The sequence below is a fragment of the Enterococcus alcedinis genome (assembly GCF_014635985.1).
Taxonomy (GTDB): Bacteria; Bacillota; Bacilli; order Lactobacillales; family Enterococcaceae; genus Enterococcus_I; species Enterococcus_I alcedinis.
The window spans coordinates 105,706-123,602 of record NZ_BMDT01000001.1; the positions used below are offsets into that span (position 1 = coordinate 105,706).

Here is a 17,897-nt window from a genome sequence, read left to right on the forward strand (position 1 = left end):
CTCGATTAAGAATTGTAGACGGATTGTAAAAAGGAGGGACTAGCGTTGGAAAATCAAGTAGCAATTGCTGGAGCGATGAAAATTCTAAAAGAAAACGGTAAAAAACAAACGAAGCGACGTGAAGTCATGATTGACTATTTAGTACAGTCAAATCGTTATGTTTCACCAAAAGAAATTCACTCTAGCTTAACCAAAGAATATCCCGGACTCAGTCAAGATACGATTTATCGAAATTTACGCGAATTTGCAGAATTAGGAATTTTAGAAGAGACGGAATTAAATGGTGAGATGAATTTTCGTTTTCATTGCGTACATCCGAATTCAAATCATCATCATCACCACTTTATTTGTACGAATTGTGGGGCAACAAAGCCATTAGATCTTTGTCCAATGACTTTTTATCAAGAACAGTTACCAGATTGCTTGATTGAAGATCATCGCTTTGAAATTTTCGGTAAATGTGAAAAATGCGTCAAAATTAATGAATCGTAGATGTTTTTATTTGAATATATTGTGTTATGCGAACAAAAATGCAAAATAATTAGAAGATTTTAGCAGAACAGCTTGACACTATTTCAAGGCTTCGATATAATTTGTCAAAGGACAGTGATGTGAGGGATGTTTTTTTATTCCTTGCAAAAACGGTTACTTTTTAAGCTCGGAGGGAGGGATTTAACATGTCAAAAACAGTCGTTCGTAAAAACGAGTCTCTTGATGATGCTCTTCGTCGCTTCAAACGTTCCGTTTCAAAAGCAGGTACATTACAAGAATCACGTAAACGTGAGTTTTATGAGAAACCAAGCGTGAAACGCAAGAAAAAATCTGAAGCTGCTAGAAAACGTAAAAAATTCTAATTTTTTCGTATTCTAAGTAGTAAAAGAATTGGGGTTGGTAGTGTGTCACTACTAAACACTTTGAACGATGACATGAAGCTAGCGATGAAGGCAAAAGAAAAAAATGTTTTGCAGGTGATTCGCATGATTAAAGCATCGTTACAAAATGATCAAATTAAGCTTGGTCGCGAATTAAACGCAGAAGAGGAATTGACCGTTTTATCTCGTGAGATGAAGCAACGTCGTGACTCACTCGTTGAATTTCAAAAAGCCAATCGCGAAGACTTGGTCCAAAAAGTCGAAGAAGAAATTGCAATTGTTGAAAAATACTTACCTGCGCAACTAACTGACGAAGAAATTCGCCAAATTGTGAAGCAAGCGATTCAGAAAGTAGGCGCAACTTCTAGTGCTGCCTTTGGGCAAGTAATGGGAGTGGTTATGCCACAAGTTAAAGGCAAAGCCGATGGAAACCTAGTGAATGAAACCGTTAAAGAAGAATTAAACAATTTGTAAGCAGACTTAAAGTCGTAGGAGAAATCCTACGACTTTTTTAATATTTTACAACCGAAAAAATAAATTAGGCAAATCAATCATTGTCATCAATTCATCTTGCTTGAAAGGGAAAAATTCCTCGAATAAAAAAGAAAATGGAGTTGTTTTTTATTCGAGAAATTTTTTTGTGACAAGCAATTTTTCTTTTTAGTAGATTGTGGTATCATATAGTGAATGTTTAGGTTAATAAAGGAGCGATTTTTTTTGACAGAAGAACGAATCACGATTGAATTAAAGCTTGATGCGCACGAAGATAGTCACGTACTATTTGGAACGCACGATAAACATCTAAAAATAATTGAAGAAGCAACACAGAGCGTGATTCATTCAAGAGGTGAAATGATTCAAGTTGAAGGTAGTCCATTAAATGCGGAGAAGGCGATTTCGGTCTTAAATGCCTTAAGAGAGTTGATTCAACGTGGGATTGAAATCCATAGTCCAGATGTGATTACTGCCTTAAAAATGGTTGATTCAGAGCATGTAAATGATTTTATTGATCTTTATGAAGAAGAGATTATGAAAGACCGCTTCGGTAAAGCTATTCGAGCAAAAAATGTTGGACAAAAGCGGTATATTCAGGCGATTAACCAAAAAGATGTTGTGTTTGGTATTGGGCCTGCTGGAACAGGAAAAACTTTTCTAGCCGTTGTTTTAGCCATTAGAGCCTTAAAAAAGGGCGAGGTCCAAAAAATTATTTTAACCCGTCCGGCTGTTGAAGCAGGAGAAAACTTAGGCTTCTTACCGGGAGATTTAAAAGAAAAGGTTGATCCGTATTTACGTCCGGTTTATGATGCTTTATATCAAATTTTTGGTGTCGATCATACGAATCGTTTAATGGAGCGCGGTGTGATTGAAATTGCACCACTAGCTTATATGCGTGGACGCACTTTAGAAGATGCGTTTGTTATTTTAGATGAAGCACAAAATACAACGGTTGCACAAATGAAAATGTTTTTAACACGCTTAGGATTTAATTCCAAAATGGTAATCAATGGGGATGTCAGTCAAATTGATTTACCTAAACATAAGGGGATTGTGAGCGGCTTAGTTCACGCGCAAGCGACATTAGCGAATATCCCACAAATTGATTTTGTTTCATTCGATGCAGGAGATGTTGTTCGCCATCCAGTGGTTGCGCAAATTATTCGCGCCTATGACCAAAGTGAGCACTCCTAATAAATGAAAAGTAGGTGGGAAATATGCTTATAAGACCTTTAGAAAAGATTTATGGGAAGCTAGGAAAATGGTTAGTACCGTTACTCCTTTTGTTTTTCTTTGTCTTTTCTTCAGCCTTACTTTATTCAAATGTCCAGCAGCGACAAGTGGATTATAAAGAAGGTCAAGTAGCAGATAAAAGTATACGTGCAAATAAAACAATTGAGAATACAGAAGCTACGCAACAAAAAAGAAAGTTAGCAGCTGAATCGGTGGCACCAGAATATACGTTTGATGAAGATGCCGGCACGAAACAAAGCCAATTAATCGAGCATTTATTTACGTTGATTTCACAAGTTGAAGAAGAAACAAAAGCTGAAAATGAGAAACGACAAAAAGCGGCTAAAAAGGGTACAGAACCCCAACTCATAACTTTAGACGAAGAAATTGCCGCATTAAAAAAACATTTTGAGCAAATTGATTCTGATAATTTAGCTTTCTATCAACGGATTCCGAATAATTTCTTTCAAATCGTTTTTCAGCTTTCTGCTGAAGAACAAGCCACGGTCAAAAACGAGGCGATTCGAATTATTCTGACTCAAATGAAAAATCCGATTCGAATTAATCGTTTAAACGAAGTCCGACAAAATGCCTATGATGAGGCGTCCTTTTTAAATTTATCGACCGATCAGACGCAGGCGATTCGTTATATGTTAAATCAAGGCATCGTGATTAACTCAGTACTCAATGAAAAACGAACAGAAGAATTGCAACAAGAAGCGATGAATGCCGTTCAACCAGTGATGATTTTTCAAGGAGAGGTCATTGTACGTGAAGGTTCTCAGATTGATAGCAATGTGATTCAAAAGCTGAATCTCCTAGGAATGACGAATCAAAGCACGAGTTTATTTCCCTTTATTGCGATGGTCTTAGCCAATATTTTAGAAGTGTTTGTCTTACTTTACTTTATTCGACAATTAAAAGGACAGGAACGTCGCGTTGTCGCCATTGTTTTTTATACAACAATGATGACATTAAGTATGGTCTTTATGAAATTCTTTCAAATTTTCCAAGAAAATACATCGCAGTTTATCCCGCTACTTTTCCCGGCAGCTTTTATTCCTTTAGTCTTAAATGTCTTTATTAGTCGCCGGACAGGGGTCATTGCAGCCTTATTTCAAGTTGTGATGGCTGCGTTTATCTTTTATGATTCAATTGGTACCAACGTGTTAACGATTATTTTGATATCCTATTTATTCTCAGGACTAATGGGCACGTTACTTGACCGCAAACGCATATCTAAACAAGGCCTGTCTTCAATTGTATGGATTGTCTTGTTCCCATTGGTTATGAATACGATTTTGATTGTTTATCAAGGAATGAGTTTTACTGATAGTCGTGCTTGGGTCAATTTAATTGCCAGTTTTGCAGGTAGTATCTTATCCTTGGTTTTAACAATCGGTTTACATCCATATATCGAATTACTCGTAACGGATAACAGTATTATCGTACTAAATGAACTAAGTAACCCGAATCATCCACTGCTTAAGCAGTTGTTAGAAGAAGCACCGGGTACTTATCATCATAGTATGATGGTCGCCAATTTAAGTGCCAATGCAGTTGCTGAAATTGGCGGACATTCTCTGCTAACGCGAGTGGCTTGTTACTACCATGATATTGGGAAATTAAAACATGCCAACTTCTTTGTCGAAAACTTACCAGATGGTGCAGAGAATCCACACAATTTCTTATTGCCAAGTGATAGTAAACAAATTATTTTTGGTCATGTGATTGATGGTGCGGCGATTTTAGAGCAACACCGCATGCCGCAGATGGTCATTGATATTTGCCGTCAACATCATGGGACAACCTTGATGAAATTCTTTTATTTTAAAGCCAAAGAGCGTAATCCCGATATTGCAGAATCAGAGTATCGTTACCCAGGACCAATTCCGCAAACAAGGGAAGCTGCAGTAGTTAGTATTGCCGATAGTTGTGAAGCTGCCGTTCGGGCAATGGATCACCCAACGAATCAAAAAATTAAAGAATTTGTGACGAATCTCATTCAAGATCGCCTGTTAGATGGTCAGTTAGATGATTCTGGTTTAACGATGAAAGAAATTAAAATCATTCAAAAATCATTAGTCAATGGGTTATGCAGCACGTTCCACTCACGAATTAAATATCCTAAAATGGAATCTGAAGCAGTCGAAATGAAACAAGAACAAGAAAGAAGAGATTATAATGGAAATTAATTTTATTGATGAAACAAATCAAGTCCCAACAAAGGACCAAAAAGATATCGATTCTTTATTGCAATTTGCGGCTGATTTTTTAGAGTTGCCTGGAAATACCGAAATGTCCGTCACCTTCATGGACGACGCCAATATTCAAATCATTAATCGGACATATCGTGATAAAGATGTACCGACCGATGTTATTAGTTTTGCCTTTGAAGAAGAAGGAGAAGATGAGATGCCTGTCTTCTTTTCAGAAGATTTTGAAATGACAATGGACTTACCGAAAACATTAGGTGACTTAATGATTTCGGTGGAACGTGCACGTGAGCAGGCGCAAGAGTATGGGCATAGCTACGAACGAGAACTTGGTTTCCTAGCCTTACATGGTTTTTTACACTTAAATGGCTACGATCATATGAACCCCAAAGATGAAGCCGAAATGTTTGGCTTACAAAAAGAAATTTTGAACGCTTATGGATTACAAAGGTAATAAAGAAGATATTGGAAAAAATAAGCACTTTACTCGTTCAGTGGAGTTTGCACTAACCGGTATAAAAACCGTTTATCAAGATGAACGAAATATGCGTGCGCACACGATTCTTGGGGGAATCGCAATTGTGTTGGGCTTTATTTTCCAATTGAATCGTTGGGAATGGCTATGGTTGTTGCTAAGTATCTTTTTAGTGCTTGTTATGGAAATAATCAATACCGCATTTGAAAATGTGGTCGATATGATTACGAATTTTCACTTTCATTCAATTGGAAAAAAAGTCAAAGATATGGCTGCAGGTGCGGTCTTAATAACCGCGATATTTGCACTTATTGTTGCAAGCTTCATTTTTTTACCCAAAATTTATCAACTGTTTTTTTAAGAAAGAGGGACAACTATGTCAGAATATAAATCAGGTTTCGTCGCGATTGTTGGTCGCCCAAACGTTGGGAAATCAACACTTTTAAACCGTATTGTCGGTCAAAAAATTGCGATTATGAGTGATAAAGCTCAGACAACGCGTAATAAGATTCAAGGTGTCTTAACGACAGAAGAAGCACAAATTATTTTTATTGATACACCAGGGATTCATAAACCACGCCATCGTCTAGGCGATTTCATGGTTGAAACGGCATATAGTGCGATGCGTGAAGTTGACATCGTAATGTTTATGATTAGTGCCGATCAAAAACGTGGTAAAGGTGACGACTTAATTATTGAGCGCCTTAAAAAGAGTCACGTTCCCGTTTACCTAGTGATTAATAAAATTGATAAAATTCATCCAAATGATTTATTAGCAATCATTGATGACTATTCAAAACAAATGGACTTTGCTGAGATAGTGCCAATTTCAGCAACAGAAGGCAATAACTTTGAGCGTTTAATGGAGACATTAACTTCACAAATGCCAGAGGGGCCACAATATTTCCCAGAGGATCAGATTACCGATCATCCGGAATATTTTATTGTATCTGAGCTTATTCGTGAAAAAGTCTTATTCTTTACACACGATGAAGTCCCGCATTCAGTCGCGGTAACCATTGATTCAATGAAACGCAATGAAAACAAGAAGATTGAAATTCAAGCAACAGTGATTGTTGAACGTGACAGTCAAAAAGGGATTATTATCGGTAAGGGCGGTAAAATGCTTAAATTAATAGGTACGAAAGCACGTCTTGATATTGAACATTTACTAGGTGATAAAGTCTTCTTAGAGTTATGGGTTAAAGTTCAAAAAGATTGGCGTGATAAACAAACCAACTTAAAAGACTTTGGTTACCGAGAAGACGAGTATTAAGCGATTAGACAGAGCTGTGACCATTTCGTCATAGCTCTGCTTTTTTTGAGATAAATACGTTTGAAAAGGGAGTGATTCGATGAAGCAGATCGCAGAGTCAAAAGGCATCATTTTATTTACAAAAGATTATAAAGAAAAAGATAAACTGGTGAAAATCTTTACGGAATCTGCTGGAAAGTTAATGTTCTTTGTTAAAGGAGCCCATCGCAAAAATAATCCTTTAACACCAGCAATTATGCCCTATACTCAAGGTGTTTATCTAGGGAAGTTTAACGAAGAAGGCCTCTCTTTTTTAAATGCAGCTAAAGAAATTCAGCCGTTTTTGAAGATTCAACAAGACATATTTGCAGCCGCTTATGCGACTTATTTACTGACGCTAACGGATGCAGCCATTGAAGATCGCGTCTACGATCCCAATCTGTTTCACTTTTTACAGCAGGCATTGACGTTACTTGATGAAGGCAAAGACTTTGAAATAGTGACTAATATTTTTGAAATTCAAATTTTACAACGTTTTGGGGTTTTATTTAATTGGGAACAGTGCCAAATTTGTGGGCAAACACAGGGGAAATTCGATTTTTCACCCAAATATCATGGGCTACTGTGTGAGCGCCACTTTCTAGAAGACAAGCATCGTTATCAAGCCGACCCTGTAGCGATTCATTTTATTCGTCAGTTTTCGAAAGTCTCTTACCAAAAGATTCAATCGATTCATCTAAAGCCAGAAACGAAAAAACAAATTCAAAAAGTTGTGGATCAACTTTTTGAAGAATATGTCGGTATTCACTTAAAAAGTAAAAAGTTTATCGAACAGATGAATGATTGGGGCAATATTTTAAAGCCGACGAATGAAAACGAAGAAAATACTGAAAAATGATTGACAAGACGATCAAAAAAGAATTATGATAGAGACAATTGAATCATGCGTTGAACATTATAAGAAATAAAAGTTTAATCCTTTTAGCGAGTTTGGGAGAGTGGAAGCCAGATAGTGGTTATTTTATTTTGGGCGATTGTGAGCATTTAAAATCAAAGCTGCCGATTGATCGGAAGTAGGGTGGAACCGCGAATTTATTCGTCCCTATACTTGTCTAAGAAGATAAGTATAGGGACTTTTTGATGTTTAGAGCCAAGAAATGAACAACGGAAATTAAAAATTTAGGGGGAAAAAACATGACAAAAAAACAAACTGTGCAAGAAATGATTATTACATTGCAAAATTTTTGGTCAAGTAATGGTTGTATGTTGATGCAAGCTTATGATACTGAAAAAGGGGCTGGAACAATGAGCCCGTATACATTCTTACGTGCGATTGGTCCTGAACCTTGGAATGCGGCATATGTTGAACCTTCGCGCCGTCCTGCTGATGGTCGCTATGGTGAAAACCCGAATCGCTTGTATCAACACCACCAATTTCAAGTGGTGATGAAACCATCGCCAGATAATATCCAAGAATTATATTTGGAAAGCTTACGCCTACTTGGAATTGACCCGTTAGAACATGATATTCGTTTTGTTGAAGACAACTGGGAGAATCCATCGATGGGTTGTGCCGGTCTTGGTTGGGAAGTTTGGTTAAATGGAATGGAAATTACCCAATTTACTTATTTCCAACAAGTCGGAAGCTTACCTTGCTCACCAGTGACTTCTGAAATCACCTATGGTCTGGAGCGCTTAGCTTCTTACATTCAAGAAGTGGAAAGTGTTTATGATTTAGAATGGACACAAGGGGTTAAATATGGCGAAATTTTTAAACAACCAGAATATGAACATTCAAAATATTCGTTTGAAATTAGTGACCAAGAGATGTTACTAGATAACTTTAATAAATTTGAAATCGAAGCACAACGCTGTATTGAAGCAAGCCTAGTGCACCCAGCTTATGATTATATTTTGAAGTGCAGCCATAACTTTAATTTACTTGACGCAAGAGGTGCGGTTTCGTCAACGGAACGTGCCGGCTACTTAGCGCGAATTCGTAATCTATCACGTGAGGTCGCGAAAATATTTGTTGCAGAACGTGCGAAGTTGGGTTACCCGTTATTAAGTCCTGAAGAAGCACAAAAATGGTTGAAGGAGGAAAACTAAGATGGGGAAAAATTTATTATTTGAAATTGGTCTAGAAGAAGTACCGGCGCATATTGTTGTTCCGAGCATGAACCAATTAAAAGAAAAAACAGCGGCATTTTTAAAAGAAAATGTTTTAAATTACGATCAGATTGAAGCTTATTCAACCCCAAGACGTCTGGCTGTTTATGTAACGAATGTGGATGAACGACAAGCCGATCAAGAAGAAATTGCTAAAGGTCCAGCTAAAAAAATTGCATTAGATGCTGAAGGTAATTGGTCAAAAGCCGCTCAAGGATTCGTCCGAGGACAAGGGTTAACGACCGATGATATTTTCTTCCAAGAAATTAAAGGTGTCGAATACGTCCACGTTAAAAAACAAACGGTCGGAAAAGATGCTTTTGAAGTCCTGACAGGTCTAAAAGACGTGATAACAAGTTTAACTTTCCCAGTGACGATGCATTGGGGCAAATACGATACTGAATATATCCGTCCAATTCATTGGATTGTAGCTTTATTTGGTGATGAAGTCATTCCATTTGAGTTTTTAGATGTACAAACAGGTCGTACTTCAAGAGGGCATCGATTCTTAGGACATGAAGTCACATTTACGACTGCCGATGACTATTTAGAAAAATTAGCAGAAGTTTACGTGATCGCTGATTCTAAACGTCGTGAAGAAATGATTGTTGATCAAATTCAACATCTTGCGACAAAAAATGATTGGTCAATGTCACTTGATGCTAACTTATTAGAAGAAGTCAACAATTTACTAGAGTACCCGACAGCTTTTGTGGGGAATTATGATGAGAAATATTTAACCGTACCGGAAGAGGTACTTGTGACGTCAATGAAAGAACACCAACGTTACTTTGATGTCCGAGATGCAAACGGTCAATTATTACCACACTTTATTTCTGTGCGTAATGGTGACAGTAATCATATTGAAAATGTGATTAAAGGAAATGAAAAAGTCCTAGTTGCTCGTTTAGAAGATGCAGAATTCTTTTACCAAGAAGACAAAAAGTTAACGATTGCAGACTGTGTTGATAAATTAAAACAAGTGACGTTCCACAAAAAAATTGGGTCGTTATATGAAAAAATGCAACGCGTAGGCGCAATTGCACAAATCATCGGCCGAACAGTAGGATTAACGGCAGAAGAATTAGCGGATTTAACACGTGCAAGTCAAATTTATAAATTTGATTTGGTGACTAACATGGTCGGTGAATTCCCAGAATTACAAGGAATTATGGGTGAAAAGTACGCGTTATTACAAGGGGAAAAAGCAACAGTTGCCAAAGCGATTAAAGAGCACTATATGCCGGTATCAAGCGAAGGTGAGTTACCAGAGTCGAATATTGGAACAGTTTTAGCCATCGCTGATAAATTAGATAGTGTCTTAACTTTCTTTTCTGTTGGTATGGTGCCAAGTGGTTCAAATGATCCATATGCGCTAAGACGTCAAACATATGGTATTGTTCGTATGATTGCAGATAAAAATTGGTTCTTTCCATTCTTATCTCTTCAAACAGAAATTGCTGCAGAAATTAACCAAAATGAAAACTATGGTATTCAATTAGCGGTTGAACACGAAGCGATTAGCGATTTTATCAAGGCACGCTTAAAACAATACTTTGCAACGAAAGCGATGCGCCATGACGTGATAGAAGCCGTTATAGAAGCAGATCAACAAGATCTTTCTCAAATTTTCCATGCCGCAACGATTCTTAAAAATCATTTGAAAGACCCAGAGTTTAAAGTTTCGATTGAAGCTTTAACACGTGTTATTCACCTAGCAGAAAAAGCAACAGGTGAAAATACAGTCATTGACGAGACTCTATTTGAAAATGATGCTGAACGTGCGCTATACGAGGCGGCAGCAGCAGTTGAGGCGGACTTCTTAGAAAATACGATGGGTGATAACTATCAAGCCTTAGTTAATCTTCGTCCATTAATTGAAGCATACTTTGACCAAACGATGGTCATGGTTGATGACCAAAATGTACGAAACAATCGTTTGAATCAATTAAAACAAATTTCTCGCATGGCATTAATGATTGCAAGTTTGGATCATTTAGTCACTAAATAAAGTTAATCACAACAATCGGCAGAGAATCTTCTTTGCCGATTGTTGTATTTTAATTGGAAAAAATTAACAATGATATCATCCGATTGGCAAGAGAACAGAATTCGACATTGACTAGTCACAAAGATCGAATCATGCTATGCTTAGTGAACGAGAATTGATAAAATAATCACAAAACACTGGAGGATGATAGAAATGAAAATTGTAGTCTTGGAATCTTTAGGTCTTAGCGAGGAAGTATTTAAACAGATTGCACAGCCTTTAGTAGCTGAAGGACACGAGCTTGTTGTTTATCGTGATGGGAAAACGGACGATGAAACACTAAAAGAAAGAATCACAGAGGCAGAAGTCTTAGTGCTTGCCAATACACCATTGCGAGGAGAAGTGATTGCAGCTGCCGATCAATTGAAATATATTTCAGTCGCCTTTACAGGATATGATCACATTGATTTAGAGATGTGTAAAGAGAAAAATATTCAAGTGTCCAATGCGGCAGGATATAGCACTCATTCGGTTGCGGAAGTGACATTTGGTTTAATCACAGCATTGTTGCGTAGTATTGTACCGTTAGATGCAATTACAAGAGAAGGTGGTACAAAAGTTGGTTACCGCCAAACGGATTTATATGGTAAAACATTAGGTGTTATCGGTACTGGAGCAATTGGTGGTTTAGTTGCAAAATTAGGTTTAGCTTATGGATGCCGGGTTGTGGCTTATAATCGAAGCGTTAATCAAGCGTTAGCGAATCAAGGGGTCGAGTACACAACGTTGGACGACGTTTTGACGACGAGTGATATTGTCACACTACATACGCCACTAACAGCGGAGACAAAGCACTTAATCAATCAAGAAAAATTAGATTTGATGAAAGAAAGTGCCATTTTAATTAATACGGCAGTTGGGCCAATTGTCGATAATGAGGCGTTAGCAAAGGCGTTGCATCGTGGAACGATTGCCGGAGCTGGTCTAGATCGTGTCGATATAGAGCCACCCGTTCCGACAGATTACCCACTTCTAACAGCACCGAACACTGTTCTTTTACCGCATGTGGGTTATGCAACAGACGAAGCGATGGTCAGAAGAGCAGAAATAACGTTTCAAAATATTGTCCAATGGGAAAAAGGGAAACAAGAAAATATTGTGCTTTAAAAACTCGATTTGAAGCAATAAAAAAAGGAATCCTAGAGCGAATAGCTTCAGGATTCCTTTTTCTATATTATTTATTTGTTTCTTTTTTGTTGTTTTCCAGCATTGCGACCTTGATTTGATCCATTGGCACTAATATTACGTGGTGTTACATTTTTAGCGGATGCTGCTTGTTTCTTTGGTTCCGCTTTTTCAAGTGGTTTAACGACAATTTTTGGTGGATTCAATTTCATTTCTTCTTGAATCTTTTTCTTGATCCGTGGTTTCATAATCACATTTGTAATAAATGTTTGAACGACTCCGATAACCCCACCAACTACCCAATAAAGCGTTACACCAGCTGGAGAAGAAAGAGACATCATCACGATCATAACTGGCGAAACAATTAACATACTGCGCATTGTTTTCTTTTGTTCTTCAGGAACACCAATTAATGAGACATAACCTTGAACGGCGTAAGCAACACCGGCAATCGCTACGAGTAGTAAACTACTTTCGCCTAGTGAAATACCGTAGAACGTTGCTTGGTCAATACCAGGTGTGTAACGAGCAGTGTAGAATAAAGCAGTAAAGACCGGCATTTGTAGTAGCAATGGTAAACATCCCATACCACCAAACATACTTAAGCCATTTTCTTTGTAGACGTTTTGCATTTCAAGTTGTGCTTGAACTTGTTCTTCACGAGTTTCAGCTTTCTTGGCATTTGCTTGTGCAATATCAATTTGTGGTTTGATGTATTGCATTTTTTCTGCTTGTACCATTGATTTATGCGATTGGTGAATTCCTAATGGTAAAATGATAAAGCGTACAATAATCGTAATCACAATGATTGCCCAACCATAACCAAATTGCCATTCATTCGCGATAAAGGTTAATAATTTTCCTAATGGTGCAACCATGAAGCGATAAATCGTCCCATTTGGATCGGGTGTTCCGTTATCTAACATTTTCACACACCCAGAAAGGGTAATTAGTAAACCGAATAGCCCAGTCGCCACGAGCCATGTTTTTAATTTATTCATTGAGTTCTTCCTTTTCTATTTAAAGTAATCACAAGTTTAACTATACTAAAAATAAAGTCGGTTTTCAATCGAAGAAATCAAAAAGCATAAGAAGATTTTGTGAATAAGACTAATTTGTTATAAATCGATTGGTTTCGGGAATAGTTAAATCTTCTTCTAAGTTAAAAGAATCGACTCGACCAAATGGTGCGGGGGAGCGTTTGACTTTTTCAATAAATTGCTCTAATGACATGTCATTTTGACTCATGGCTTCAATCGTTACGGAGCCATCGTCTTCATTTTTGGCAGAACCATAAATCCCTAGTGAGTCAGCTAACATTTTCGTCACAAATCGAAACCCAACCCCTTGGACGCGACCGCTAACGTTGATTCGTACTTTACGCATAAAAAATCCCTCCTTGAATAAATGATAGCGTTTTTCATCACTTTCAACAAGTTATCTTTCTTACTTCGTGCTATAATTATTTCGGGTGATAATAGATGAAAGAAATTCAATCAGTAAAAAATCAAATCATTAAAGAAGTTAAGAAATTCCATCAAAAAAAACAAAGAGATGTACAAAAAAAATATTTGCTAGAAGGCTACCATTTAGTCGAAGAAGCCGTTTTAGCTGGTGCAACGATTGATAAAGTGTTTATTGATCAAAAAGGGTATGAGCTGTATAATGACTGGCTGAACGAACAACTAGTCGATTGTTATCTTGTCTCGACAGAAGTACTAAAGGCGTTATCAGAACTACCAACGCCGCAAGGAATTGTGGCTTTAGTGGACAAGCAAGAACAAATTGTCGAGAACTTTACTGGAGCGTGGTTATTATTAGACGGTGTGCAAGATCCAGGTAACGTTGGAACTTTGATTCGAACAGCAGATGCTGCGGGTTTTTCCGGTGTTATTTTAGGTGAAGGAACGGCAGACTTGTATAGTTCAAAAGTTTTACGGAGTTTACAAGGGAGCCACTTCCACTTACCAATTATTCATCGTAATTTAATCGAGGTCATTCAGCAATTTAAACAAGCCGAGATTCCAGTCTATGGAACAGAATTAAATCAAGACGCTTTGCCTTATACGAAAGTCACGCCTCGTAAGGATATTGCCCTAGTGTTAGGTAATGAAGGACAAGGTGTTAGTCAAGACGTCTTAAATTTAACGGATCGCAATTTATATATCCCAATTTATGGACAAGCAGAATCATTAAACGTTGGAATTGCCGGTGGTATTTTAATGTATCACTTTGTCAGTGATCGGAACCATTAAGAATCTGTTAACATTTTTACAAAACTTCCTCCTTGTTTAGACATTCGAATAAAAGATGCTATACTTAAAATTGTGAAAATTATCGAATGATTAAGAAGGTGGCAATTAAGATATATGACAGAGCAATGGAAACAAGACAAAGAATATTTATCTTATATAGAGGATTTACTTGAAACACCGGAAGTTCAAAAACTAGCAGATTTTGTGCAACATTATCATTCGACGCGTTTAGATCATTCAATTAGCGTCTCTTATTATAGTTACAAATTAGCAAAAAAATGGAACGGTGATGCTCGTGCCATCGCTCGTGCCGGTCTATTACACGATTTGTTTTATTATGATTGGCGTACAACGAAATTTGATGAGGGCTCTCATGCCTATATGCATCCACGAATTGCAGTTGAAAATGCATCGAAGCTAACCGAGCTGTCGGACTTAGAAAAAGACATTATTATTAAACATATGTGGGGTGCGACTTTGGCATTACCACGCTATAAAGAAAGTTATATTGTTACAATGGTAGATAAATATTGTGCAGTCAAAGAAGCACTTTCACCGGCAGTCGGCCAGTTGAAGACGCGTTGGCGCCATCTCGTTTTAAGAAACCAATCCGTTATATAAATAAATTCCCGCTAGACTATCATGGTCTAGCGGGAATTTGTTTATTTTAATATAATAAATGAAAGAATCGCCATCAAGAGTAGGAAGATAGTGACCAATCCAAGGAAGATAAAATGTTTTTTACGATGCAGTGCAATAATCGCAATAAACTCTCTTAAAAAGGCATTAGGTAAATAATAAAGTGCTGTTTTTGCGCCAATACCATCTGCACGTAATTGGTTTTGACGGGCAAAAATTCCCGCTCGAAAAATATGATAATTATTGGATGCAAAGATTACTTTTGGTGTAGTAAAGGAGTAGCTTTCAATAATTTTCTTAGAAAAGGCCATGTTGGTTTCAGTAGAAGTGGATTGATCTTCTAATAATAAGTCTGTATCTGGGATGCCTTGTGCTAAGGCGTACTGCTTCATGGCAAAGGCTTCAGATACTTTTTCGTCAGGCCCTTGTCCACCAGACAAAATGATTTTTATCGGATGCCCAGTTTGCTGTAGTTGGCGATGATAAAAATCAAGGGCCCGATCAATTCGACGAGCAAGTAGAGGTGTGACTCTTTCGCCATTAATCAGTCCTGCGCCTAGAACAATTACGAAATCTTGTTTTAATTTCGGACGGTTTAATTGATAAATCAAAGAAATCGTTAAAAAGTTTAAAAAGAAGAAAGAAAAATAGGTCAATGAAAAAGGCAAAATAGAAAAGAGATAGACGATGTATTCAGGTAACTTATTGACCAAAAATAAATTAAAAATGAGGATGACGGTCAGTACAAGCGCTAAAATTAATGTGAGCAAATTACCAAGAGAACGACCTTCTCGTTTTAAAACAATCAGGCTATTCCAATACAGTAAAATAATTAAAGAGATTAGTCCGAAAAGAGCGAAGCCGAAAACGAAAATCATTAAGATAATAAGTAGACCTAACACGATGACATCTCTCGTTTGAAGAAAATGAAAGCCTAGATAAATTCCAAACGAGACAAACCAGACGTTAAAAAGAAAACCATTAATGAGACGTGTCTTATCTCGTTTATAATTCAGATAAATGAGTAGGAGCATTGCTAGAATTACGCCGATATAAAAAGAGTGGTTTTGAATTTCAATAATAGATAAATAAACGATTAGAAATGTAACCGACCAAGTGCCAAGAGGAACGAGATATTGTGAGTCACTCTTTTTTCGTTGGCGTTGATAGATGAATAAGAAGCCAACGAAAAAAACGAGTAAAAAGAATAAGCTTTGCAACGGGCCTCCTCCTTTCGATTAAAAAATATTTGTGAAAAATTGTTGGATTTTTTGCCAAGTTAATTGTAAGAATGAAGCCTGTTCGATCATTTTAGACGTTAATAATAAAGTAGTCGGGTCAGCAACGGGCTCTAAATAACCTAAAGGATCATCTTTATAAGTAATTGCCAGGGTAGCTACTTCATGATTTGCAGCAATCGGGGCAGTTAAACTTTTTTCTGTATTGAGGAAATCGACTGTATAGGTAACAGCGGATTCGACGGTTTCATCACGTGGAAGAAACAATTCGATTGAGTCTTGTGCAATGAGTGGGACCTCGGTTGTTAAACTTTTTTGAACGGGAACTGGATTAATTGTCGGAACCGATTCTCCTTCTTTCGTCACTTCTTTTTTCTCCCAATACTCAAAAGAATAATCCAATAAACGGCTCGTTTCAGTATATCTGGCATCTGGATTGTTTTCATCACCCGCATTTAATAAAACCGTAATCACTCGGCGATCCTCCTGTTTCATTGTCGCAACGAGTGAACGACCAGCAAGGTCGGTCGTTCCCGTTTTAAGTCCATCGACACCGGGTTTAGCTAAAGGCATACCAGGCAGCAATAGATTGGTTGTGTACATAATGCTTTCTTCTTGTTCGGAATTTTCGTAAATTAATGAAGCTTGCGAAGAGACAGCGAGTGTTTCAGGAAAGTCACGGATTAAATTACGGGCTACTAGAGCGATTTCTTTGGCTGTAAGTTTATTTTCAGAGGTTTTTGTGGAACCAGGGTAGACCTCGCCAGGAAGATCTTCGTTGTTCAAACCACTGGCATTCACAATAAAAGGATCCTCGATGCCCCAATCAATCAATTGGGCTTTCATTAAGTCAACAAATGCAAATTCGGTTCCAGCAATTTTTTCAGCTAGAGCGACTGTCGCTGCATTAGCAGAAACAATTACTGCTGCGTCGAATAATTCCTTAACAGAATAACTTTTCCCTTCAACTAAAGGAATGTTTGACAGTTCAGGCAGCGTACTTAAAGTGGCAGCGTTTTTCGAAATGACAACGGGGTCTTCCCAAGCTAGTTCACCATTTTTAATTTTTGTTTGGATAACATAGAAACTAATTAGCTTGGTTAATGAGGCAATTTCTAATTCAGTTTCACTATTTTTTTCATAGAAAATTTTCCCTGTTTCGAAGTCAAGGGCTAAGGCTGCTTTTGCCTCAACTGAAAAATCTTCCGAGGTCTGACTATCAGCCAAGGCCGGTATAGTCAACGAAAAGAATAGTACAAGGCTAAGGAATAGATTGATAAACGAACAGTTTCTCTTTTTTTGATTCATGATAGACTCCTTAATAATAGTTATTAGTAAAAACTTAACAAAGACAGTAAAAAAAGGCAATAAAAATCGTAGGAGTTCATCTGATTTTAATGATGAATTCCTACGAAGAAAATGAAAATTAGTGACTGAGTTGTTTGGTCAACTTATACGATGAATCCTCTGTCTCATCATAGAAGTAAAATGCATCGGCTTGTTGTTCTAACATAATTTCATAGCCCATTTGATCTAGAAAAGAAAGGCGAGTGCTCGTAAGTTGGTAATCACGTATGTTTTGTTCTTTTCCTTGGATGAGTAATTTAAAATCAGAAGTAATCGTAACTTGTACGCACTCATTATTACGTCTTAAATAGTGCCAATTACCGATAAATAGTTGTTGATGCTCTTTCATTGATTGTTGCTTGTTCTTTTTGAATAAAAGAGAGCCAACGATCCCAGTGACAACTGAAGCTGAAATAAATAATAATTTTTTGTTCACTAAGGCACCACTTTCTTTCATTTGATAATCTTTATTATAGCATATTACTCAAGAATAACTTGCGACTTTAGTTTGAATTTTTCTCCTTAAAA

Annotated in this window: 19 protein-coding genes; 14 read left to right on the plus strand and 5 right to left on the minus strand. The window is 37.2% G+C overall.

Annotation, left to right across the window (positions count from 1 at the left end; all coding sequences use genetic code 11):
* The first annotated feature begins 45 nt into the window (after positions 1–45).
* From IEV09_RS00550 to IEV09_RS00605, 12 genes are all read left to right on the plus strand, one after another.
* Entirely contained in the window at positions 46–492 is a 447-nt protein-coding gene (locus IEV09_RS00550; protein ID WP_188366315.1) for a Fur family transcriptional regulator, read from the plus strand.
* 185 nt (positions 493–677) lie between these two features.
* Positions 678–854, plus strand: a complete 177-nt coding sequence (gene rpsU / locus IEV09_RS00555; protein WP_002356740.1) for a 30S ribosomal protein S21 — start codon at positions 678–680, stop codon at positions 852–854.
* Positions 855–896: 42 nt separating this feature from the next.
* The gene (locus tag IEV09_RS00560) at positions 897–1,346 is read left to right on the plus strand and encodes a GatB/YqeY domain-containing protein (protein ID WP_188366316.1); all 450 of its coding nucleotides are present in this window, start codon (positions 897–899) and stop codon (positions 1,344–1,346) included.
* A 243-nt stretch (positions 1,347–1,589) separates the two neighbouring features.
* Positions 1,590–2,561 carry a PhoH family protein gene (locus IEV09_RS00565; RefSeq protein ID WP_188366317.1) on the plus strand — a complete coding sequence of 324 codons (972 nt, stop codon included), beginning with the start codon at positions 1,590–1,592 and terminating at the stop codon, positions 2,559–2,561.
* A 23-nt stretch (positions 2,562–2,584) separates the two neighbouring features.
* Positions 2,585–4,795, plus strand: coding sequence for an HD family phosphohydrolase (locus IEV09_RS00570; protein ID WP_188366318.1), 2,211 nt, complete (start codon positions 2,585–2,587; stop codon positions 4,793–4,795).
* Positions 4,785–5,270, plus strand: coding sequence for an rRNA maturation RNase YbeY (gene ybeY / locus IEV09_RS00575; protein ID WP_188366319.1), 486 nt, complete (start codon positions 4,785–4,787; stop codon positions 5,268–5,270). Before IEV09_RS00570 ends, ybeY begins: the two co-directional genes overlap by 11 nt.
* Positions 5,254–5,652: a diacylglycerol kinase family protein gene (locus tag IEV09_RS00580; protein ID WP_188366320.1), complete on the plus strand. Its 399-nt coding sequence runs from the start codon at positions 5,254–5,256 to the stop codon at positions 5,650–5,652. Before ybeY ends, IEV09_RS00580 begins: the two co-directional genes overlap by 17 nt.
* Before the next feature lie 15 nt (positions 5,653–5,667).
* Positions 5,668–6,567, plus strand: coding sequence for a GTPase Era (era, locus tag IEV09_RS00585; protein ID WP_188366321.1), 900 nt, complete (start codon positions 5,668–5,670; stop codon positions 6,565–6,567).
* A gap of 79 nt (positions 6,568–6,646) precedes the next feature.
* Positions 6,647–7,444: a DNA repair protein RecO gene (recO, locus tag IEV09_RS00590; protein WP_188366322.1), complete on the plus strand. Its 798-nt coding sequence runs from the start codon at positions 6,647–6,649 to the stop codon at positions 7,442–7,444.
* Between the two features lie 296 nt (positions 7,445–7,740).
* Positions 7,741–8,655: a glycine--tRNA ligase subunit alpha gene (gene glyQ, locus IEV09_RS00595; RefSeq protein ID WP_188366323.1), complete on the plus strand. Its 915-nt coding sequence runs from the start codon at positions 7,741–7,743 to the stop codon at positions 8,653–8,655.
* A 1-nt stretch (position 8,656) separates the two neighbouring features.
* Entirely contained in the window at positions 8,657–10,726 is a 2,070-nt protein-coding gene (gene glyS / locus IEV09_RS00600; RefSeq protein ID WP_188366324.1) for a glycine--tRNA ligase subunit beta, read from the plus strand.
* A gap of 192 nt (positions 10,727–10,918) precedes the next feature.
* Positions 10,919–11,872 carry an NAD(P)-dependent oxidoreductase gene (locus IEV09_RS00605; protein WP_188366325.1) on the plus strand — a complete coding sequence of 318 codons (954 nt, stop codon included), beginning with the start codon at positions 10,919–10,921 and terminating at the stop codon, positions 11,870–11,872.
* A gap of 71 nt (positions 11,873–11,943) precedes the next feature.
* On the opposite strand, the gene yidC is transcribed toward IEV09_RS00605, so the two are convergent.
* Together yidC and IEV09_RS00615 are read right to left on the minus strand one after the other, a co-directional pair.
* Entirely contained in the window at positions 11,944–12,891 is a 948-nt protein-coding gene (gene yidC / locus IEV09_RS00610; protein ID WP_188366326.1) for a membrane protein insertase YidC, read from the minus strand.
* A 109-nt stretch (positions 12,892–13,000) separates the two neighbouring features.
* Positions 13,001–13,276: an acylphosphatase gene (locus IEV09_RS00615; protein ID WP_188366327.1), complete on the minus strand. Its 276-nt coding sequence runs from the start codon at positions 13,274–13,276 to the stop codon at positions 13,001–13,003.
* Positions 13,277–13,371: 95 nt separating this feature from the next.
* Between IEV09_RS00615 and IEV09_RS00620 the strand changes: the two genes are divergently transcribed.
* Together IEV09_RS00620 and IEV09_RS00625 are read left to right on the plus strand one after the other, a co-directional pair.
* Entirely contained in the window at positions 13,372–14,145 is a 774-nt protein-coding gene (locus IEV09_RS00620; protein ID WP_188366328.1) for a TrmH family RNA methyltransferase, read from the plus strand.
* 114 nt (positions 14,146–14,259) lie between these two features.
* Complete coding sequence (locus IEV09_RS00625; RefSeq protein ID WP_188366329.1) at positions 14,260–14,766, plus strand: HD domain-containing protein; 507 nt, start codon at positions 14,260–14,262, stop codon at positions 14,764–14,766.
* A gap of 41 nt (positions 14,767–14,807) precedes the next feature.
* Here the strand turns inward: IEV09_RS00625 and IEV09_RS00630 are convergent, their stop codons facing one another.
* The 3 genes from IEV09_RS00630 to IEV09_RS00640 form a co-directional block, all read right to left on the minus strand.
* Positions 14,808–16,004, minus strand: coding sequence for a YdcF family protein (locus IEV09_RS00630; protein WP_188366330.1), 1,197 nt, complete (start codon positions 16,002–16,004; stop codon positions 14,808–14,810).
* Positions 16,005–16,022: 18 nt separating this feature from the next.
* On the minus strand, positions 16,023–17,330 hold the full coding sequence (locus IEV09_RS00635) for a serine hydrolase (protein ID WP_188366331.1): 1,308 nt from the start codon (positions 17,328–17,330) through the stop codon (positions 16,023–16,025).
* A 118-nt stretch (positions 17,331–17,448) separates the two neighbouring features.
* Positions 17,449–17,826, minus strand: a complete 378-nt coding sequence (locus IEV09_RS00640) for a DUF4828 domain-containing protein (RefSeq protein WP_188366332.1) — start codon at positions 17,824–17,826, stop codon at positions 17,449–17,451.
* Positions 17,827–17,897: the final 71 nt, after the last annotated feature.